Raw genomic sequence first — 21,406 nt, forward strand, 5'->3', positions numbered from 1 at the left:
TCCGGCGGGCGATTTCCGTGCTTAGCTCGCCCTCGTTGTACCCACGCTATTCCCTCCCGTATGCTGGCTTCTCGCTTATTGACTGCTGCTTTCCTGCTTTCTGCCACTTGGTCTTGGGCCCAAACCCAGCCCGCGGCCAACGAGTGGGAAAACCCGCTGGTAGTGGAGCAAAACAAGGAGAAGCCCCGGGCCAGCTTCATGCTCTACGAGCAAGCGGCCGACGTGGCGGCCGATGACTACGCCCGCTCGCCCTACTACCAGTCGCTGAACGGAACCTGGAAGTTTCACTACGCGCCCCGCCCCGCCGAGCGGCCCACCGACTTCGCGCAGCCAGGCTTTCAGGATGCGAGCTGGCCGACCATCGAGGTGCCTTCCAACTGGGAAATGAAGGGCTTCGGCACGCCGATTTACACCAACATCGTGTATCCATTTCCCAAAAATGCCCCCTACATCGACGGGCGCGACAACCCGGTAGGCACCTACCGGCGCACGTTTGAAGTGCCCGCGGGCTGGGCGGGGCGCGAAGTTCTGCTGCACTTTGGCTCCGTTTCGGGGTACGCGGTGGTGTACCTGAACGGGCAGCGCATCGGCATGAGCAAGGTGGCCAAGTCGCCGGCCGAGTTTGATATTACGCAGTACCTCAAGCCCGGCTCCAACCAGCTGGCCGTGCAGGTGCTGCGCTGGCACGACGGCAGCTACCTCGAAGACCAGGACTTCTGGCGCCTCTCCGGCCTCGACCGCGACGTGTACCTGACCAGCCTGCCCCGGCACACCATCTGGGACTTCTTCACCCACGCCGGCCTCGACCCGAGCTATAAGAATGGCTTGTTTTCGGCCGATGTGACCCTGCGCAGCTTCGCCGCCGCGCCTGCCGCCCAGCTAGTGGTAGAAGTGCTGGATCCCAGCGGCAAAACCGTATTGCGCCAGCAACAAGCCGTAGCTGCCCCCACGGCCGCAGGCAACCAAACCGTGCAGGTACGCGGCACCTTCAAAAGCGTGCGTCCCTGGTCGGCCGAAATCCCGACGCTTTACCAGTGCCGCCTCACCCTGCAAGACGCGAAAGGCCAGCCCCTGGCCGTGACGGGAAGCAAAATTGGCTTCCGCACCGTTGAAATCAAGCAGGCCCAGCTACTGGTAAACGGCCGGCCCATCGAGGTGCACGGCGTGAACCGCCACGAGCTGGAGCCCACCACGGGCCGGGTGGTGACGGCGGCGGGCATGCGCCAGGATCTGGAGCTGATGAAGCGCTTCAACGTAAATGCCGTGCGCACCAGCCACTACCCCAACGACGAGCGCTGGTACAAGCTCTGCGACGAGTACGGCATGTATTTGGTTGATGAAGCCAACATCGAAACCCACGGCTACGGGGCCGAATTGCAGGGCCGCTTCGACAAAGCCCAGCACCCGGCCTACCGCCCCGAGTGGGCCGCCGCCCACCGCGACCGCATCGAGCGGCTGGTGGAGCGCGACAAAAACCACCCCTCCGTCATCATCTGGAGCCTGGGCAACGAGTGCGGCAACGGGCCGGTGTTTCACGAGGCCTACACCTGGCTTAAGCAGCGCGACCCCAGCCGCCCCGTGCAGTTTGAGCAGGCCGGCGAAGACACCAACACCGACATCGTGTGCCCCATGTACCCCGGCATGAACTCAATGAAAAAGTACGCCGAGGCCACCGACAAAACGCGGCCCTACATCATGTGTGAGTACTCGCATGCCATGGGCAACAGCAACGGTAACTTTCAGGAATACTGGGACCTGATTCGCAGCAAGCCCCACATGCAGGGTGGTTTCATCTGGGATTGGGTGGACCAGGGCCTGCGGGCGCAAACCGCCGACGGCCGGCCGTTCTTCGCCTACGGGGGCGACCTGGGGGGCTTTTATTTGCAAAACGACGAGAACTTCTGCGCCAACGGCCTCGTGGCCGCCGACCGCACTCCCCACCCTGGCCTTTACGAAGTGAAAAAGGGATACCAGGACATTCGCTTCAGTGCCGCTGCGCCTTATAATGGACGGGTGACTATTACGAATGGATTTTCCTTCAAAGACCTAAGTGAATACACTTTTAAGTGGGAAGTGCTGCGTAACGGTACCGTTATCAAACGGAGTGCTTTTACGCTAGGAAAGCTTGTAGCGGGTCAGCAGAAGGAGGTGCGGCTGGCACTTCCATCATTGACGGCTGGAACGGGTAATGAGTACGTGCTCAATGTATTTGCCCTGACCAAAACTGCCACGCCACTAGTACCCACCGGTCACGAAGTAGCCCGCGAACAATTTATACTAACACCAGGCACTATTGACCTCGCACGACTTACGGCGGCTGGCAACTTGCAAGTAAAACAGGAAGGCGATAAAATCACCTTTACCTCAGGTGAGGTGCGCGGGGAGTTCGACACCAAGCAGGGTCGCCTGACTGACTACCGCCTCCGCGACCAGAAAATAATCGACGGCTACCCCGAGCCCTACTTCTGGCGCGCCCCCACCGACAACGACTTCGGCAACAACATGCCCCAGAACCTGGGCGCCTGGCGCACCGCTCACGCCGCCCGCAAGGTAGAGCGCGTGACCGTGGGGGAGCAGTCGGCCGCGGGCCTACCCATCAAGGTAGACTATTTGCTAACGGCTATTGACGTGCCCTACACCGTGGACTACCTCATCTGCCCCGACGGAGCGGTGCGCGTAACGGCCGCCATCGATTTGACGGGCAAGAACTTGCCGGAGCTGCCCCGCTTCGGTATGCGGATGGACTTGCCCCGCCGCTTCAATCGCTTGCAGTATTACGGCCGTGGCCCCTGGGAAAACTACCAGGACCGCAATACGGCCACTTTCCTGGGCACCTACCAGGATTCGGTGAACGGGCAGTTTACGCGCAACTATATCCGGCCCCAGGAAAACGGCAACCATACCGACGTGCGCTGGGTGACCCTAACCAACGCCGCCGGCCTGGGCCTGCGCGTGGAAGGGCAGCAGCCCATCAGCTTCAGTGCCTTACCCTTCCGTAGCGAAGACCTCGACCCCGGCTTGACCAAAAAGCAGCAGCACCCCACCGACCTTAAGCTGCGCAATAGCGTAACCCTGCACGTAGACCTAAAGCAGCGCGGCGTGGGCGGCGACAACAGTTGGGGTGCCCTGCCCCACGAGCCCTACCGCCTGCTGGATAAAAAGTACGCTTATACCTACACCCTGCGATTAGTGGACGAAAAAGCCCCCCAGCCCTAGTTTGCTGCTCGTTGAGAGAGTAGAAAGATGTTTCTTTAGCAGACTATTAATCTCACTTACTCCAAGCTGCTTATGCCGGCTAGTGCTCGAATTCTGCGGTGGCTTCTGGTGCTGGCGTCTTGCGGCCTCAGTGCCGCGGGAGTGGCGCAACGGGCGGCCGTGCCGCCGTTGGCCCCGCGCCCGCCCGCTAGTCAGGTTACGCCGCCTAGGATAGAAGCAACGCCAATAGCTGGTGAGTCGGGCGCGCCACCTGATGCTACGCCCAGGTTCGCGCCGTTGTCCGCGCCCCGAGTTCTGGCTCCGGAGCCCTTATACTTGTTAGGCGGTGAGCTGATTATCAACGGCACCATGTTTTCTACAATCAACCCGCAGCATATCAAGGATGTAAAAATATACAAGGGTAGGGATGCTCCCCGGCAGTGGCGTGATCTCGCAACTCTCGGGATTATCAACATCACGCTCAAGGAGAAAAAAGAGGTCGAGAGTCAAACCTTTGCTGCGCTAGCCAAGAGGGTAGGAGTATCAGGTCCGGTACAGTACACGCTCAACGGAATGCCCATTAATACCGATGCCCGGCTACGTATTGCGCATGAAGCTGTGGGGGAAGTCACAATAGTATCTGCGACCCCAGCTACGACCGTTACAACGGTTGCTATTCGCCTCCGACAGGCCGCGCCGCGTCCTCCCTGCTACACTCCGCTCGGTACTATCTACATCCGGGGCGCTACGCGCTAACAACTTGTTTCTGTCATGCATGCTTCCCGACTTTTTTGCGGCCTGTTAATTTTGTTGTTAAGCAACTGGGCAGTAGCATCTATTGCCCAAACGCCCGTGGGCCTGGGCTGGGCGAAAAATAACGTGAACGGGGCCATCTTCCGCAAAAACTCCGTCGTGAGCCACAGCAGGGAGCAGTACACGGCCTACTACGACTCCCTGGGCTACGTGGTGCTGGCTAAGCGCCGCCTGCCCGCCGGGGCCTGGCAAGTGCAGCGCACGCCTTACCAAGGCAAGGTGCAGGACGCCCACAACGTCATTAGCATGATGGTGGACGGGGCGGGCTACCTGCATTTGTCCTTCGACCACCACGGCGACCCCCTACGCTACGCCCGCAACGTGCGCCCTGGCTCTTTGGAGCTAACGCCCTTGCAGCCCATGCTGGGGACGAAGGAGCAGAACGTCACCTACCCCGAGTTTCACCGCTTTCCGAATGGGGACCTGCTGTTTCTATACCGCGACGGCAGCTCGGGCAACGGCAACCTCGTACTCAACCGCTACAACCCGAAAACGCAGCGCTGGACCCGCCTGCACGACGTGCTCATCAACGGCGAAGGTCAGCGCAATGCCTACTGGCAGGCCTGCATCGACCCGCGGGGGGCAATTCACGTGGCCTGGGTGTGGCGCGAGTCGCCCAACGTAGCTTCCAATCATGATATGGCCTATGCCCGCTCCCTGGACGGCGGCCAGACCTGGCAGAAAAGCACCGGCGAAGTTTACCAGCTTCCCATCACGGCCCAAACCGCCGAGTACGCCGCCCGCATCCAGCAAAATAGTGAGCTGATCAACCAAACTTCTATCACCACCGACGCGGCGGGCGCGCCCTATATTGCCACGTATTGGCGGCCCACGGGCACGCAAGTGCCGCAGTACCACCTCATCTACCTTGACGGGCAGCAGTGGCGCACGGCGCAGGTAGGGCAGCGCACTACCCCCTTTAGCCTGAGCGGCGTGGGCACCAAGAAAATCCCGATCTCACGGCCCCAGTTACTGGTGGAAACCAAGCGGGGCAAAACGGCGGCTTACCTGTTGTTCCGCGACGCCGAGCGCCAGGACCGCGCGTCCGTGGCCCAGTGTCCCGATTTGCAGCGGAACGAGTGGACCATCACCGACCTGACGACAACGTCCGTGGGCAACTGGGAACCGAGCTACGATACGGAACGGTGGAAAACGACGGGCGTGCTAAACCTGTTTGTGCAGCGCACGGGCCAGGGCGACGGGGAGCAGTTGGAAAACCTGCCGGCTCAGCCTGTCTACATTCTGGAGTGGCAACCCCCGACCCGCTGAGAACGAAACTCTGGCGCGTGCGAGCCTTAGGCAGTAGCCCCCAATGAAAGGGACAGCAGGCGGTTCTATCAGGGTAAAGCATTAACCAAGGTTGCCGCCGGCTTAACTCTCTGCGCTGACGGCGTCATCGTGGGCTCCCCGCCGTTCCCTAACCGATTGGCAGGGGAGTGCGGGCATCAACGCTATGGCCGCATTTTGCTGGTTGATTTCTGCTTCGCCACCTACTGCACCCTGCCGCTGTTGTGCTTGACCAGCAGCCCGAGTGGCTTTCTCAGACTTTATTAAGTTAAAAAAGCCCCCCAGCTACTGCCGGGAGGCTTTTTTTAAGTGTCTGTACGCTGTACGAATTAGTAGCCGGGGTTCTGGGCAAGCTGAGCGTCGCTGTTTAGGTCAATGGACGTTTGGGGGATGGGCAGCAGCACGTTCTTGGCCGTCAGGCCGGTCACGGAGGCCCCGTTCAGGCGCTGGGTGCGCTCGATCAGGGTGCCCGTGCGCACCAAAGTCAGGCGGCGCTGCTCCTCGCCAATGAGCTCGCGGGCGCGCTCATCCAGGATGAAGTTCAGGGTGATGTCGGCAGCGGTCACCTGGGCGGCGCGGGCGCGGGTGCGCAGCACGTTGATGCTGGCGGCCGCGCCGGCCGCGTTGCCCTGCTTGAACTGAGCCTCGGCCAGCAATAGGTAGGTTTCGCCCAGGCGCATCATAGTCAGGTCCTTGATGGTGCCGAAGCCGAAGGTGTCGGTGGGGTCAAACTGGTTCCACTTGGTGGTGTAGGGCGTGATGTTGAAGATCGTATCCGAGCCTACCAGGCCCGTCACGCGCCGCCCGAAGAGGGCCGTTTGGGCGGGGTCGTTGTAGTAAAATCTGCGCTTGAGATTATACTTGGAATTGCGCATATCGGTAGCGCCCTCACCCGGCGGGTAAAGCCGGTAGTTTACCCAGTTGCTCAGGCGCAGGCGGCCCAGGCCGCGCCCCCCCAGCGAATCGGCCAGGGCCATGCCCCGGATATTGTAGTAGGCAGGTACCCACATGCGGCGCTGCTGAGCATCGGTCGTGCCGCCGGGCACGAGCAACTGCTGCTCAATGCCCCAAATCAGTTCGGTGTTGCCCTGGCTGCGGCGCTGGTTGCCGATGATAAACATGTCGGCGAAGTAGTCGCCGGGCTGGCTGGCCCGCACCCCGTAGCGGGCCGTGATAAGCCGGTACTGCCCGCTGCTAATGAGCTCCTGCAGCACTTTCTCGGCCTGGGTGGGCTGGTTATCGCGCAGGTAGACCTCGCCCAGCAGGTGCTGGGCCGCGCCCCGGGTAATGCGGCCGGAAGCGGCGCGGCTGGCCAAAAACATGCTGGGAATGGCCGTGGTCAAGTCATTGATGATAAAGGCGTTGATCTCCGCCACCGGCGTGCGGGTAAAATCGGTGCGCGGGGCCGTGATGGCCTGCTCAATCAGGGGCACGTCGCCCCACAGGGTTGCCAGGAAGTTGTAGGCGTAGGCCCGGTAGAAGCGGGCTTCGGCGCTGATGCGGTTTTTGTAGCCCTGGCGCAGGGTGGCCGGCGCCGTTTCTGCCCCCCGAATAATCTGGTTGGCGTTGTTGATGGTGCGGTAGGCCCAGCTCCACATCACAGTGCTGGCCTGGTCCTGGGAGTTGAGCAGGCCATAGTTGTAGTAGGGGATTTCCGCGCCCTGCACCTGGCCCGGAATGGCTACGTCGGTGCCGAGCTGCATCATGCCCAGCAGGCCCTGCTCGGTGGCGCGGGTGTACTGCTCGCGCACCACGGACTGCAAGCCGGCCATGGCCGACTCAAAGCCCAGGGAGTCGACGAGGACCGTTTGGGGGGTGTAAAGGGAGGCCGGGTTCTCGTCCAGGTACTCCTCCTTGCACGAGCTAACCAGCTGGGAGGTGATCAGCAAAGCCGTAAGGGCTATCGTAAAACGTTTCATAGTTCAGAGTGCTAAGTCAGGTGGGAAGGTTAGCGCAACCCAATGTTGAGGCCGAAGACGAAGGTGCGTACGGTCGGGAAGTTGGGGTTTTGGCCCGCCGTAGTGCCGCTGTTCACGCTCGTGGTGGGGCTGAAGTTGGTGGAGGAAGTGAGCAGGCTGACGGGGTTGTCGATGTTGCCGGTGCCGTTGCCCAGGGTGTAAGTCTGCTCGGGGTCCCAGCCCACCCAATCGGTCCAGGTGTGCAGGTTGCGCCCGCTCACGTACACCGACAGGGCCCCTAAATGCAGCTTGTCGAGCAGGGGGGCGGGGAAGGCGTAGTTCAGGGTCAGGTCCTTGAGGCGAGTGAAGCTGCCGTTGGTGGGAAAACCGTAGCCGCGGGGGTTGGTGTAGCTCAAGCCGGGGCGGTCCTGGCTCTGGTTCTGGGGTGTCCAGTAGCCCACCTCCCGGGGCACGTTCAGGCGCCCGCCCAGGTCCAGGAAGTTCAGGTTGTTGTTGTTCTTGAGCACGCCCTGCACGGTTTGAATGAACACCCGCAGGCTCAAACCCTTGTAGGTAAAGGTGTTGGTGATGCCGCCCTGCCACTTGGGCAGCGTTGAGCCCAGGTACTTGCGGTCCAGGGTTGTGATTTGGCCGTCGCCGTTCAGGTCCTCGAACTTCAGGTCGCCGGGCTTGGCGGTCGGATCAAGGCCGGCCGGGTCTTCGCCCACCTGCCACACCCCGGTTTTCACGTAGTCATACACGGCTCCCAGCGACCGGCCGATAAAGAGGCGGTTGCCGATGTCGTCGGCGTCGGTGTAGCCCAGGCTGAGCAGGCGGTTGCGGTTGCCCGAGGCGTTCAGAGTCGTTTCCCAGGTGAAGTCGGGCGTCTGCACGTTGGCCGTGGTCAAGCTCATTTCTATGCCGCGGTTACGCACCGTGCCCACGTTGTCGAGAATGGTGGCGTAGCCCGAGATAATCGGAATCTGGCGGTTTAAAAGCAGGTCTTCGGTCTTGGCATCGTAGTACTCCACGGTGCCCGTAACGCGGTTTTTCAGGACGCCAAAGTCCACGGCGTAGTTGGTGCTGGTGGTTTGCTCCCACTTCAGCCGGGCGTTGCCGATGCGGTCGGCCCGCAGGCCCGTGGCCGCCACGCCCCCGTAGGCGTACTGCAGCAAAGCATTGCCCGTAATGGTCTGGTAGGGGTTGATGCCTTCGTTGCCGGTGGTGCCGTAGGAAAAGCGCAGTTTGAGCAAGCTCACCGCCGCCTGATCTTTTAAGAAAGCCTCGTTGCCGATGTTCCAGCCCAAGGCGATGGAGGGGAAGATAGCGTACTTGTCGGCGTCGGCCCCGAACACCGAGGAGCCGTCGCGCCGGGCCGTGACCGTGAGCAGGTAGCGGCTGTCGTAGTTGTAGTTGAGGCGGCCCATCTGCGAGACCAGGGTCCGCCGCTCATTAAACGAGCTGATGGTGGGGGCGTTGGCGCCCGAGCCGATGCTGTTAAAGCCGATGCGGTCGTTGATAAAGCCCGTGGCCGTTTCGCTGGTCGTGAAATAGCGGTTCTGCTGGGCGCTGTAGAGGGCCGTCACATCGAAGTTATGCTTGCCGATGCTCTTGTTGTAGAACAGGATGTTCTCGACCGTATAGTTCTGGCGCTCGTCGTTGATGAGCTGGGCCGTGCCGCGCAAATCCCCGAAGGGCCGGCCCGTGTAGTTAGCGTAGCGGCCCGGCCGGTAGGAGTAGGTGCCGTTCACCCGGTACTTTAGGCCTTCCAAAAAGGTGGGCTCCACCTCGGCGTAGCCCGTGCCGGTGAGCTGGTTCACGCGGTCCTCGCGCTGGGTGGTCAGGCCGAGCAAGGCGTTTTTCACCAGCTGCTCGGGGGGCTGAGGAAAGATGGTGTAGGTGCCGTCGGGGTTGAAGGGCGTAGCGTAGGGGCTCAGCACCTGGGCAAGGCTCAGGTCCGCGCGGCCTCCATCGTCATTGGAGGTGGAGTAGAAGGCCGAGGTGCCAATGCGCAACCAGTTAGTGAGGTTAGCATCAATGTTCGTCCGCAGACTAATGCGTTGGAACTGGTAGCCCTTGATAATGCCCCGCTGCTTGAAGTAGTCACCCGAGACGAAGTACTTCACGTCCTCGGTGCCCCCCGAAATGGAGGCGTTGTGGTTCTGAATCGAGCCCCGCTGGGCAACCAGATCCATCCAGTCCGTTGTTTTGCCCGCCTCGTAGTTGGCCAGCTCCCCGGTGTTGGGCACGGGGGTGAGGTTGATGCCCCGCTGGCGGGTGAACTCCTGCCACTTCTCCGAAAAGGCCGGCCCGTCGAGGGGGTGGAGGTTGTTGACCATGTACTCGGGCCCGCCGTAGCCGTTGTAGCGAATCTGGGGCTTGCCGGTTTTGCCCCGCTTGGTAGTCACCAGAATAACCCCATTGGAGCCCCGCGTGCCGTAGATGGCCGTGGAGGACGCATCCTTCAGAATCTCAATGGAGGCGATGTCGTTGGGGTTGATATCGTTGAGGTTACCCGGAAAAGGCACCCCATCCACCACTAGGTAGGGGTTGGTGCCGGCTGTGATGGAGCGCACCCCCCGGATCTGAATGTTGGGCTGGCTGCCCGGCACGCTCGAGGGCGCCGTAATGGTGACGCCCGCCACCGCGCCCTGCAGGGCCTGGGCCACGTTCGACACCGGGATTTTCTCCAGGCGGTCAGTCGGCACCGAAGCCACCGAGCCCGTGACGTCTTCCCGCTTCTGGGTGCCGTAACCCACAACGACCACCTCATTAAGGGCTTGAGCGTCAGGCCTAAGCTGCACGCTGATGGTCGTGCGGCCGCTGATAGGCACTTCCTGGGACGTGTAGCCCACGAAGCTTACCACCAGGGTGCCGCCGGCGTTGGCCTCGGGCACGTTCAGGGTGAAGTTGCCCTGGGTGTCGGTGCCGGTGCCAATAGTGGTGCCCTTCACCACGACGGTCGCGCCGGGCAGGCCTTGACCTTTCTCGTCGGTAATGGTGCCGGTAATCGTCAGGTCGGGGGTGCGGGTGGCTTTTTCGGGCGCAGTGGGGGCGGCCAGAGTCCAGGAGTCCCCGGCGCGGTTAGCGGTGCTCGGCGCGCTGAACGCGTCCGTCCCTTTAAGGGATAAGAGCGTGCCACATAGGAGTAGCCATTCTCGTTTCATAGCGTGAAGGTTGGCATCCCAGCCGGAGCCGGAATAAGTGGGAAAATGAGGAAAGGGCAAGCCAATGGCGCCGGCAGGAGTCTCCTGGCAGCAAGGAGAGCTTAGACGCCTTCATGCCAGGCGGGGCGTTTACTCGCTGGGTTTGACTAGGCTAAAAGTAGGCGCGGGGGTCCCGAAAAAGGTGGGGGGATTTAGTCGAAATAGGGGGGGGAATTCAGCCCGCGTAATCGTTTGACGTATTTTAGGGTCCAGGATGACGTACAGCCGCGGCCCCGCCAGCCGGCCGGCGAACCTACCGGAGCCCGCCGCGCGCCTTCGTCCGGCAGGGCTTGGATAAGCGCCATTCCTGTAGATATTTGTGGTTCCTGCTGCTCTGCCCCTTACCTGCGCCGCTATGCCTTTCCTTCCTGAGCCCGAAGAGTCCTTGTCGGAAGCGGCGCTGCTGGCCCGGCTGTTTCCCCAGGGCGGGGAGATGGGCGAGCGCATCCGCCAGCTGAACTGGGCGGCGACCCCGCTCGGGCCCGTGCGGGGCTGGCCCCCGAGCCTGCGGACCGCCGTCGGCATTATGCTGGCCTCGCGCTTTCCCATGATGGTGCACTGGGGGCCCAACCTGATTCACTTCTACAACGATGGCTACGCGGCCATCCTGCAAGCCAAGCACCCGGGGGCCTTGGGCCAGCCCGCGGCGCCCTGGTGGCCGGAGATGTGGCCCTTTCTGGAGGAGATCTTCACGCCCGTTCTAGCGGGGCAGACCACTTACTTTGAGAACCAGCTGGTCTTGCCCAATCGGCAGGGATTTATCGAGGAAGCCTACTTCACGTTCTCCCACAACCCCATCTACACTGAAGAAGGCAAGGTGGGGGGCATTTTCGTGACGGCCCTGGAAACCACGGCCACCGTGGTGCAGCAGCGGCGCCTGGCCCTGCTGAGCCGGCTGACGGCCGACACGGCCTTAGCGGCCCTGCCCGCGGAAGCGGCCCAGCACATCATCGCGGCCCTGGCCACCAATGCCGACGATATCCCCTTTGCCCTGCTCTACACCCACGATAAGGCCGAGCCCCACGCCCAGCTGCGGGCCTGGTTCGGCCTGCCGGCCGGGGAGCCCACGGCCCCGGCTACCGTGCCCCTGCGGGCCGCGGGCTCCCCCGACCGGGGCTGGCCCCTGGCTGCCGCCCTGGAGCAGGGCCAGCCGCTGCTGGTGGCGGCGCTCCCCGAGCGCTTTGGCAGCTGGCCACCGGGCTCCTGGCCGGCGCCGCCCACCCAGGCGCTGCTCCTGCCCCTGCCCCACGGCGAGGGCCCCGGCCACCCCGCCACGGTCCTGATTGTTGGGCTGAGCGCGCGCCGGCCCTGGGATGCGGCCTACCAGGCTTTCTTTGGCCTGGTGGCCGACTACGCCGGGCGGGCGCTGGCCCGCACCGCGGCGGTGTACGAAGCCCAGCGTCTGAATCAGACTTTGCGCGACATGAACGCCTCCCTGGATTCGTTCGTGCACATCGTGGCCCACGACCTGAAAGGGCCGGCCACCAACCTGCACCGCCTGCTGGAAGTCTACCACGAAGAGGCGCCGGGGCCGGACCGGGACTACGTGGTGGGAATGCTGACCCAGGAGGTGCAGCGGCTGAACGGCACGGTGCGGGGGCTCCTGCAGCTGCTGCACACCCAGCACGGGCAAGCCGCCCCCGTCACGGAGCCCGTGGCCTGGACTGACGTCTACGCCGTCGTGCAGGCGGAGGTAGGGGAGCTGCTGCGCCGGCAGCAGGGCCAGCTCACGGCCGACTTTCGGGCCGCCCCCAGTCTGCGCTACCCCCTGGTGTATCTGGAAAGCATTCTAAAAAACCTGGTGCACAACGCCCTCAAGTACCGGGCGGCGGAGCGCTCGCCCCGGGTGCAGGTGAGCACCCGCCGGCAGGGGGAGCATGTCCTGCTCACAGTGACCGACAACGGGCGCGGCATCGACTTGACCCGGGACCGGGAGCGCCTGTTTCAGCCCTTCACCCGTCTGACCAGTGAGGGGGAGGGGGCCGGCCTGGGCCTGCACCTGATTCGCGCCCTGGTGCAGCAGCGCGGCGGGGACCTGCAGGTGAGCAGCACGCCCGGGGAGGGTACCACCTTTACCGTCGTCTTCGCCGAAGACCCCCTCCCCACCCCGGCCTAGGCGGGGGCGCGGGGCCGTGGCCTTTTGGGAATCACGTCCGCTGGCTATCTTACTCGCATGACCACGCCCTCCCCCGTCGCCCCCACAGCCGATGACTTTTTGCGCCTGCTGCCCGCGGCGTGGCGCCTGCAGTTCCCCCCGCCGCTGGAGCGCCGCTTTGTCGCCCACTACGACGTAAGTACGCGCCGCACGGTGCGGACCTTCTTGGCCGCGGGCCTGGTGATTTACTCCTTGTTTGGGGTGATTGACCGGTACGCGGCGCCCCTAAATCTCGCCTTGACCTGGCTCTACCGCTTCGGGGTAGGCAGCACGTCCCTGCTGCTGGCCCTCCTCAGCACCTACGTCCGGGCGGGCCGGCGGTGGACCCAACCCGCCATCTGCCTTGGGGCCATTGGGGCCGGGCTCGGGGTGGTGCTTCATATTCGCGGGAGTGCCCCCGGCGAGAGCGCCCACAGCCACTACTACGCGGGCCTCATCCTGATAATGATGTTCACCGGCTCATGGGTGCGGCTGCGCTTCTGGTACACCCTGCTAGCCAACGCCACCATCCTGGGACTGTACGGGGGCGTGGTGGCCCTGGGCCAGCGCGCCACCTACCCGCCCGGGCAGTTGGTGGTCACCAACGCCTTCCTTTTCGCCGCGGGGGGCATAGCCCTGTTGACCAGCTACTTTTTTGAAGTTCACAGCCGGGTCGATTACCTCCAACGCAACGCCCTGGAAGCCGAGGAAGCCCGGGCGACCCGCCAGCGGCAGGCTCTCGAGCAGCAGGCCCAAGAGCTGGCCCGGGCCCTGGACACCCTAAAAACCACGCAGGCGCAGCTGGTGCAGCGCGAAAAGCTGGCCTCCCTGGGCGAGCTGACGGCGGGCATCGCCCACGAAATGCAGAACCCCTTGAACTTCGTCACCAACTTCGCCGAAGTCAGCGCCGAGCTGCTCGACGAGTTAGCCGCCGAGCAAGCCCGGCCCGCTGGCGATGCCGGGGTGGTCGCGGAGCTGATGGGCGCGCTCCGCCAAAACCTGAGCAAAATCCGCCAGCACGGGCAACGGGCCGGGGGCATCGTGCGCAACATGCTCGCGCACTCCCAGCCCAGTACCGGCGAGCGCCAGCCCACGGACCTGAACGCCCTGTGCGAAGAAACCCTGCCGCTCGCCTACCAAGGATTCCACGCCCAACACCCCTCCTTTGCGGCCACGCTCCGTACCAATTTAGCCCCCCAGCTGCCGCGGGTTCCCGTCCTGGGGGCGGATATCGGCCGGGTGTTGCTCAACTTATACGGCAACGCCCTCTACGCCGTGCACCAGCGGCAGCAGCGGGGCGAGCCGGGGTATGCACCCACCGTGCTGGTGGCCACGCGCGCCCTGCACGGACAGGTGGAAATCCAGGTCCGAGACAACGGGATAGGCATGAGTGAGCAAGTCCAAGCCAAGGTATTCCAGCCCTTCTTCACCACCAAGCCGCCCGGGGAAGGCACGGGCCTAGGCCTCTCGCTCAGCTACGATATCATCACCCGCGGCCACGGCGGCTCGCTCTCGGTGGACAGCCAGGAAGGCCAGGGCAGTACGTTTTTTCTGCGCTTGCCCGTGACTAGCCCGGTTTGACCTGGGGTGGGGTACGTCCCCGTTTCGCATCCTCCAAGCACCCCAGCAGTTTTTACTTGGTTACAGAGTACGAGCTTAGCAGGACCAGAGCCCCCGCGCCAGGGGTGGAAGGCAGGCTAGGAGTGACCGATGGGTTAAGCTGGCCCCATCTAGGCGGCACGTATGCTTAAACGGGTATCTGAACGCCTTCCGCCCTTACCGCGGCAACCAAAGCCTGCGCCTGACCCTGCGCTACCGGGTGGTTAAAGGGGCGAAGTTCTACACCCCACCCCACCGAGCTGGAGGAGATGAGAACCCCTGGCCCGACCCTCTGGCTCAGCCGGTTTAAGCAAAGCCTACGAAACCTTAAGGCCATCACTTATCGCTCTGGTGCTAACTACTTTAAGACTAGGCGGCGCGCCCGCCCCAAGTCCTGCGGCCGGTCTGGATTGCCCGCTAACTCAGCTGGGCGGTGCAGCCAACCCAGGCCGGCAGCGGCACCAGGAAGTGAGTAGGCGCAAGAATGAGAGCTGGCAGCGAGGCCGAAACTTACCCTCCTTATATAAGTATACAAGCCGGTGACCGTTGCCCGGCCGGCGGCCTGCCCGGCTACCAGCTTAGTCAGGATAAGGGCGGCGTTGCCGCTCTTTATCTTAGCCCTGCTGGGCCGGTAGGCTGGTCCTCGGCCCCGCCCACTGTTCCTATTTCGTTTTGTTAACCCCGCCTAGCTATGCTCACCGCCCCGATCAAAGACGCGCTCAACCACCAAATTGCCATGGAGGCCCAGTCCTCCCAGGCCTACCTGGCCATGGCCTCCTGGGCCGAAATCCAGCCCGGCCTGGACGGAGTAACTAACTTCTTCTATCAGCAAAGCCAGGAGGAGCGGGTGCACATGCTCAAGCTCATCCGCTACGTGAACGAGCGCGGCGGCTTTGCCGTGGTGCCGGCCCTAGCCCAGCCCGTCATCACCTTTCAATCCCTGCAGCGGGTCTTTCAGGACTTTCTGCACCACGAAATTGCCGTCTCGGCCAGCATCAACGAGTTGGTGGGCCTCGCCTTGCAGGAGCGCGACTTCGCCACCCATAACTTCCTGCAGTGGTACGTCTCGGAGCAGCTGGAGGAGGAAGCGCTGGCCCGCACCCTGAACGATAAGCTCGAGCTGGTCGGGGACGACAAGAGCGGCATCTACCTCTTCGACAAGGACATCCTGCTCTTTCGGGGCCATGCCTCCTCTCCGGGGGGCGGTGCCACCCCGAGCTAAGGGCGGACCCCGGGCTCGTAGACGCAAGCTAAAATCTAGAAGCTCAAGTTTTCCCGGCAGCAGGTCTACTACCTGAGACAGCCGGGGATTCCCTCGCCTGTCGGCTTTCGCCCCCCACTGGTACTTCCAAAGGGTGCTTTCGGCTCCTGCCGACATACCAGAGTTCCCGGCCTGTTCAGGCAACCAGTGGGTCAGGGCGCGGCTCTCGTTTCCTAAACACCTGCTCCTACCCAGGGCCCCGGCTCACAAAGTCGGCTAAAGCTTGCGAACTGAGCCCGCGGGAGTAGCGTCCCGCCTTGCGTCCTTAGCCTTGTAAGACCAACCCCGCGGGTTAGGTGGCCACCAAGGGAGTAATTTCCCCGCAGTACGTCAGCGTGAGCTGGTGCATGGCGCGGGTGCAGGCGACGTAGAGCATGCCCTTATCAACCTCCGTGTTGTAGGTTCTAGCGGAAGCGAAGGGCACGAGGACTGCATCAAATTCCAGGCCTTTGGCCAGATGGGCCGTGGTGATGACGACGCCCTCGTGAAAGGTCGTGGACTCGGCCGTGAGCAAATGCACCCCTGGGGCCTGCAGGGCCCGGTGCGCCTCCTGGGCCTGGCGGAGGGTTTTGCAGATAATACCCAGGGAATGATAGGGAGAGTCCGGGAAGGCCCTGATGAGAGCCTGCATGGCTCTTAACTCCTCGCCGGGGCTGCCATAGCGCGTGAGGACGGGCTCCGGGCCGTGCCTTTCCAGGGGAATGATGCGTGGATTCGGGATAATGCGCTGGGTGAAGGCCGTAATCTCGACCGTGGAGCGGTAGCTGCGGTAGAGCCGGACCACGTCGGCCTGCGGGAAGACCCGTTCGATGGTTTCGGCGGACGAAGCGCTGTAGGGATTCACTGTCTGGCTTACGTCGCCCAGAATGGTTTTGCGGCACGAAAACAGGCGGGCCAGCACGGCGTAGTGCACGGGGGTGTAGTCCTGCATCTCGTCCACCAGCAAGTGCTTGACGTGCTCGTAGGTAGTGAGGCCTTCCAAGCGCAGGCGCAGGTAGATCAAGGCAAAGACATCCGCGTATTCCAGCTGCCGGCGGTGGTCGAAACGGAATAGCTCGGGCTTGCCGAGCCAGCGATAAAAGTCCCGGTAGAAGTCCAGTACGCTCTGGAACTTGAGCAAGCGGGGAAGCGCTTCCCCAATCTTGGCTTTCTCTGACCCCGTTAGCTTGCGGCGGGTGGCGTCCCGGACGTAGGCGCGCACATCCTCGGCCATCAGGGGCAAGCGCCGCAGGAGCGGCACCCGGTGGTAAGCTTTAAACTTGGCCGATAGAAACGCTCCCGGGACGAGGGTGGGGCCGACCCGCAGCTCGGTCGCGGTGAAGTAGTGGTTTTCTACGTGGAGCAGGTACTGATTGAGCTGGCTGAGGAAGTCCAGCGAGGACTTGAAGCGGAGGCGGTCGATGAAGGCCGGGTCGGGGGCCTGCAGCAGGGCGGCCACCTGCTCAAAAAAAGTTTGAAACTCGTACTTGTTTTCCAGCAAGTCGGCGGCCAGCTCGTCCATGCCCAGCTCGGGAATGTGCTCCTCCCCCAGCTCCGGCAGCACGTTGGAGATGTAGTCGGCGAAGACTTTGTTGGGCGAGATGATGAGGATATCCTTGGCCGCGATCGTCTCCCGGTAGCGATACAGCAGAAAGGCCAGGCGGTGCAGGGCAATGGATGTCTTGCCCGAGCCGGCCACCCCCTGGATGACCATCACCGCGGCGGTATCGTTGCGGATGACTGCGTTCTGGTCCCGTTGAATGGTGGCAACAATGTTCTTGAGCTTGTCGTCGGCGGACTTGGCCAGCTCCCGCTGCAGAACCTCGTCGTGGATGTTCACGGCGCTGTCGAGCATAAACTCCAGGCGGCCGTCGCGGATTTTGTACTGGCGTTTCAGGTCTATGGTGCCGTGGATCGGGCCCGAAGGGGTGGCGAAGGAGGCCGGCCCCAGCTCAAAGTCGTAGAAGAGAGAAGCAATGGGGGCCCGCCAGTCGTAGATCAGACCCCGGCGCTGCCCCTCGTCGAGGAAGGAGGAGAGACCGATGTAGACCGGCAGTCGGGCCTGCCCCCGGGCCACGAAATCCAGGCGACCAAAGTAGGGGGATTGCCTCAGCAGCAGGAGCTTATGCTTCCGGGCCACGGCCGCTTCGCCCGTAAAGGCCATGCGGTTAATGGATTGGTCGGCGGCGACCATGTCGGCCTCGTCCATACCGGACTGGTGCTCGTGGATGTACTGTTTCTTGTCCCGCAGCTCGTGGGAAAACTGGCGGACGGATTCATCTACCCGCCGAATGGCCAGGGTCAGCTTCTCCTTGATTACTTCCAGGTATTCTCGCTCTTCTTGCTCCGTTGCGTTCATGCCGGGGGCTCGGGGACGGTGACCCCAAAGGTGGCCCCAAATTTCGGTTCGTGGAAACGATGTGTCTCTTTTCGTAGGCGCTGGGGTGGGGCTCCGGCCTGGCAAGGCAGCGGGGAGCCCCTACTTCCGGCGGGCTGAGGCGGCGGGCGGGAACGCTAGCGGACCTTGGGCGCGGGCCGTTTACCACGGGCCATTCGCTTACCTTTGCTCGCTCATTTCTCGCCCTTATCACCCCGGCCCTAACCAGCATGTACCTGTTCACCAACGATTACAGCGAAGGCTGCCACCCCACCATCCTAGCGGCCCTGGCCCAGAGCAACCTGAGCCAGCAGCCGGGCTACGGCGCCGATACGTTCACGGCGCAAGCCATCGCCCTGCTGCAGGCGAAGCTGGAGGATGCCACGGCCGACATTCATTTGGTGGCCGGCGGCACCAGTGCCAACCTGCTGGCCATGGCCGCCTTTCTCAAGCCCTTCGAGTCCGTCCTGGCCGCGCACACGGGGCACATCTGCGTGCACGAAGCGGGCGCGATCGAAGCCACGGGTCATAAAATTGAAGTCGCCGCGACGGCCGATGGCAAGCTGCGGCCCGCGGACCTGGCCCCCCTGCTGGCTAAAAGCCCGCCCTTCCACACGGTCCGGCCGCGCCTGGTGTATATCTCCAATCCCACGGAAATCGGCACGATTTACTCCCGGCAGGAACTCACGGACTTGTCTGCCTACTGCCGGGCCCAGCACCTGCTGTTGTACCTGGATGGGGCGCGCCTGCCGATGGCGCTGACGGCCGCCACCAATGACCTCACCCTGGCCGACATTGGCCGCCTCACCGATGCTTTTTACCTGGGCGGCACCAAATGCGGGGCCCTGCTGGGTGAGGCCCTGGTGATTATCAACCCGGCCCTGCAGCCCGACTTCAAGTACCACATCAAGCAGCGGGGGGCGCTGCTCTCCAAAGGTCGGGTGCTCGGCATCCAGTTTTTGACCTTGCTGCAGAACGACCTGATGCTGACTCTGGCCCGGCACGCCAATGAAATGGCCCAGCGGCTGGGGCAGGCCGTGGAGGAGCTAGGCTACGCGTGGCTGACCCCAGCCGCCACCAACCAAATTTTTCCTATTCTGCCCTATCGCGTGATTGAGCGGCTCGCGCCCGACTTTGGCTTTTACGTGTGGAAACCCATCGATGCCGAGCAAGCCGCCATTCGCCTGATTACGTCCTGGGCCACGCCGCCCGAAGCGGTCGAGCACTTTATTGCCGCGCTGCGCGCCCACAGCCAGGCCCGGTGAACAGGAGCTGAAGGTTAGCGTCAGTAAGGAAAAAGCCCCCCGGGAGCCTTCTGAGAGGAAAGGGCCAGCCCATAAGGCGGATAGCTTGCTTACCCGTTGGCTTAGACCGTCGCCCTTGTTCGCGGCTCGTCGCCAGTAGCCGGCCGCTGGCCGGCGGCCTCACCCTGAAGTAGCCAACGGCCTTGTTCCTCTGCAAGCGTAGCCTGGGTAAAGGCCGGTCCAGAGGGAGCCGATGCCATACGATAGGTTTCGATAACTTTTAACTTGCGGAACCAAAGCCTTTTTTGCTAGGCCTTATAAGTTACCCTTCGCGCTCGGTTGCCATGCCCCCAGCGCTTACGTTCTTCCGGGCCGACATTCTGCTTTCTTACCTGCCTAACCCTGCCTTGTATGAAACTTCTCTACGCCCTGCTGGCCGCCTTCGTCTTTTCCTTGCCCGCTCTCGCCCAACCGACCCAGAAACCGCCCTTGCACGGCAAGCACTGGATGGCGATAACGGGCAAGCCCCTGGCCGCAACGGCTGGGGCCATGACGTTTCAAAAAGGCGGCAACGCGGTCGACGCGGCCTGCGCCATGCTGGCCGCGACCTGCACGATGTGGGATGTGCTGAGTTGGGGCGGGGAAACTCAGGCCCTGATTTATAACCCGAAAACCAAAAAGGTAATCGCCATCAATGCCATGGGCGTGGCGCCTACGGGGGCGACGCCCGAGTTCTTTAAACGCAAGGGGTACAACTTTCCGCCGGAGAACGGCCCGCTGGCCGCCACCACACCCGGTACCCCGGGCGGCCTCATGCATATGCTGGCCAACTACGGCACCCTGAGCTTAGAGCAGGTGCTGGCCCCGGCCCTGGAAATGGCCGCGGGCTACCCCATCGAAGCGCAGACCGCCAACAGCATCGAGAAAAACAAGGAGCTGCTAAAACAGTGGCCGTACAGCAAAAAACTGTTTCTGACCCACCCCGGCCAGCCGCGGGAAGCGCCCGAGGCCGGCGAAATATTTGTGCAGCCAGACCTTTTGCAAACCCTGACCAAGCTGGTAGAGGCTGAAAAGGCGGCTCTCAAGCAAGGCAAAAGCCGGAAACAGGCCATTATGGCGGCCTACGACCGGTTTTATACCGGCGACATTGCCCAGGAATTTGTCCGCGGCTCGCAGGAACAGGGAGGGCTGATTACCCTGCAAGACTTAGCCCGCTGGAAACCCCTGGAGGAAGAGCCGCTGATGGTCACCTACAAAGGCATCGACGTGTACAAACTGCAGCAGTGGACCCAGGGGCCAGCCATGTTGCAGGGGCTCAACATTCTGGAGAACTTTGACCTAAAGGCCATGGGCTACAACAGCTCGAAGTACATTCATACGGTGTACCAGGCCATGAGCCTCGCCTTTGCCGACCGCGACTTTTACTACGGTGATTCCCATGCCGCCCCGGAAGAACCTATCAAAGGCTTGCTCAGCAAGGCCTACGCCCAGCAGCGCGCCCGCCTTATCCAGTACCAAAAAAACGACCCCCGCATCGGCCCCGGCGACCCCTACCCGTTTGAAGGCCGGAAAAACCCGTACCTCAAACTGCTCAAGGCCCGGGGCTACGAGCTGGATTCCACCAAACGCAACTTCGCCCCGAAACACGACCTGGGCAACAATTCTTCTACCCCCGAGTACCAGGAGCGCCTGTGGCTGGGCACGACCACCATGGAAGCCGCCGACCAGGAAGGCTGGGTGGTGTCTATTACGCCCAGCGGCGGGTGGCTGCCGGCCTGCGTGGCGGGCAACACCGGGGTAGGCATGAGCCAGCGCATGCAAAGCTTTGTGCTGGACCCTACCCTGAACCCGTTCAACGTGGTGGCCCCCGGCAAGCGGCCCCGCGTCACCTTGACGCCCTCGATGGCGCTCAAAGACAGCCGGCCCTTTCTGTCGTTTGCCGTGCAGGGCGGCGACACCCAGGACCAGAACCTACTGCAGTTTTTCCTGAACGTGGTGGAGTTCGGCATGACCGTTCAGCAAGCCGCCGAGGCCGCCAACTTCAATACCAACCAGCTGTGGCTCTCGCTGGGCGGCACCAAAACCGACGACCGCAAGCCCAAGCCCGGCCACATTCTGCTCAACACCACCACCCCGGAACCGGTGCGGGCCGAGCTAAAAAAGCTGGGCTACACCATGAGCTTTGACGACCGCACCAGCGGCCCCATCAATGCCATTTACTTTGACTGGAAACACGGCAGCCTCTGGGGCGGCTCGAGCAACCACGGCGAAGACTACGGCATTGGCTGGTAGCCGAAGGAGGTAGCGGCTAGGTAGGAAATTTCTGAAAACACAATAGCTCGTCAGACTTGCGCGGGCGGCCGCTGGTTGAAGCCTGAGGAATTCGTATGCGCTACCAAGCGGGGTTGTCAGA

At 62.7% G+C, this 21,406-nt stretch carries 11 protein-coding genes; 8 read left to right on the forward strand and 3 right to left on the reverse strand.

Going from position 1 to position 21,406, the window contains the following annotated elements:
• Positions 1-60 precede the first annotated feature (60 nt).
• From ACW9KT_RS18930 to ACW9KT_RS18940, 3 genes are all read left to right on the forward strand, one after another.
• On the forward strand, positions 61-3,216 hold the full coding sequence (locus tag ACW9KT_RS18930; RefSeq protein WP_457083297.1) for a glycoside hydrolase family 2 TIM barrel-domain containing protein: 3,156 nt from the start codon (positions 61-63) through the stop codon (positions 3,214-3,216).
• A 72-nt stretch (positions 3,217-3,288) separates the two neighbouring features.
• On the forward strand, positions 3,289-3,951 hold the full coding sequence (locus tag ACW9KT_RS18935; RefSeq protein ID WP_457083299.1) for a hypothetical protein: 663 nt from the start codon (positions 3,289-3,291) through the stop codon (positions 3,949-3,951).
• A 15-nt stretch (positions 3,952-3,966) separates the two neighbouring features.
• On the forward strand, positions 3,967-5,277 hold the full coding sequence (locus ACW9KT_RS18940; RefSeq protein WP_457083301.1) for a BNR repeat-containing protein: 1,311 nt from the start codon (positions 3,967-3,969) through the stop codon (positions 5,275-5,277).
• Positions 5,278-5,624: 347 nt separating this feature from the next.
• On the opposite strand, the gene ACW9KT_RS18945 is transcribed toward ACW9KT_RS18940, so the two are convergent.
• Both ACW9KT_RS18945 and ACW9KT_RS18950 read right to left on the reverse strand, forming a co-directional pair.
• Positions 5,625-7,214: a RagB/SusD family nutrient uptake outer membrane protein gene (locus tag ACW9KT_RS18945; protein WP_457083303.1), complete on the reverse strand. Its 1,590-nt coding sequence runs from the start codon at positions 7,212-7,214 to the stop codon at positions 5,625-5,627.
• Positions 7,215-7,243: 29 nt separating this feature from the next.
• Positions 7,244-10,360, reverse strand: a complete 3,117-nt coding sequence (locus ACW9KT_RS18950; protein WP_457083305.1) for a SusC/RagA family TonB-linked outer membrane protein — start codon at positions 10,358-10,360, stop codon at positions 7,244-7,246.
• 394 nt (positions 10,361-10,754) lie between these two features.
• On the opposite strand from ACW9KT_RS18950, the gene ACW9KT_RS18955 reads away from it, so the two are divergent.
• From ACW9KT_RS18955 to ACW9KT_RS18965, 3 genes are all read left to right on the forward strand, one after another.
• Complete coding sequence (locus ACW9KT_RS18955; protein WP_457083307.1) at positions 10,755-12,515, forward strand: sensor histidine kinase; 1,761 nt, start codon at positions 10,755-10,757, stop codon at positions 12,513-12,515.
• A gap of 57 nt (positions 12,516-12,572) precedes the next feature.
• Positions 12,573-14,114 carry a sensor histidine kinase gene (locus tag ACW9KT_RS18960; RefSeq protein WP_457083309.1) on the forward strand — a complete coding sequence of 514 codons (1,542 nt, stop codon included), beginning with the start codon at positions 12,573-12,575 and terminating at the stop codon, positions 14,112-14,114.
• A 709-nt stretch (positions 14,115-14,823) separates the two neighbouring features.
• Positions 14,824-15,354: a ferritin gene (locus ACW9KT_RS18965; RefSeq protein ID WP_457083311.1), complete on the forward strand. Its 531-nt coding sequence runs from the start codon at positions 14,824-14,826 to the stop codon at positions 15,352-15,354.
• A gap of 331 nt (positions 15,355-15,685) precedes the next feature.
• Here ACW9KT_RS18965 and ACW9KT_RS18970 read toward each other — a convergent pair whose 3' ends face one another.
• On the reverse strand, positions 15,686-17,731 hold the full coding sequence (locus ACW9KT_RS18970) for a HelD family protein (RefSeq protein ID WP_457083313.1): 2,046 nt from the start codon (positions 17,729-17,731) through the stop codon (positions 15,686-15,688).
• Between the two features lie 248 nt (positions 17,732-17,979).
• On the opposite strand from ACW9KT_RS18970, the gene ACW9KT_RS18975 reads away from it, so the two are divergent.
• Entirely contained in the window at positions 17,980-19,014 is a 1,035-nt protein-coding gene (locus ACW9KT_RS18975; protein ID WP_457083315.1) for a threonine aldolase family protein, read from the forward strand.
• A gap of 390 nt (positions 19,015-19,404) precedes the next feature.
• Positions 19,405-21,285: a gamma-glutamyltransferase family protein gene (locus tag ACW9KT_RS18980; RefSeq protein ID WP_457083317.1), complete on the forward strand. Its 1,881-nt coding sequence runs from the start codon at positions 19,405-19,407 to the stop codon at positions 21,283-21,285.
• The last annotated feature ends 121 nt before the right edge of the window (positions 21,286-21,406 follow it).

Source organism: Hymenobacter sp. HD11105 (assembly GCF_054051685.1).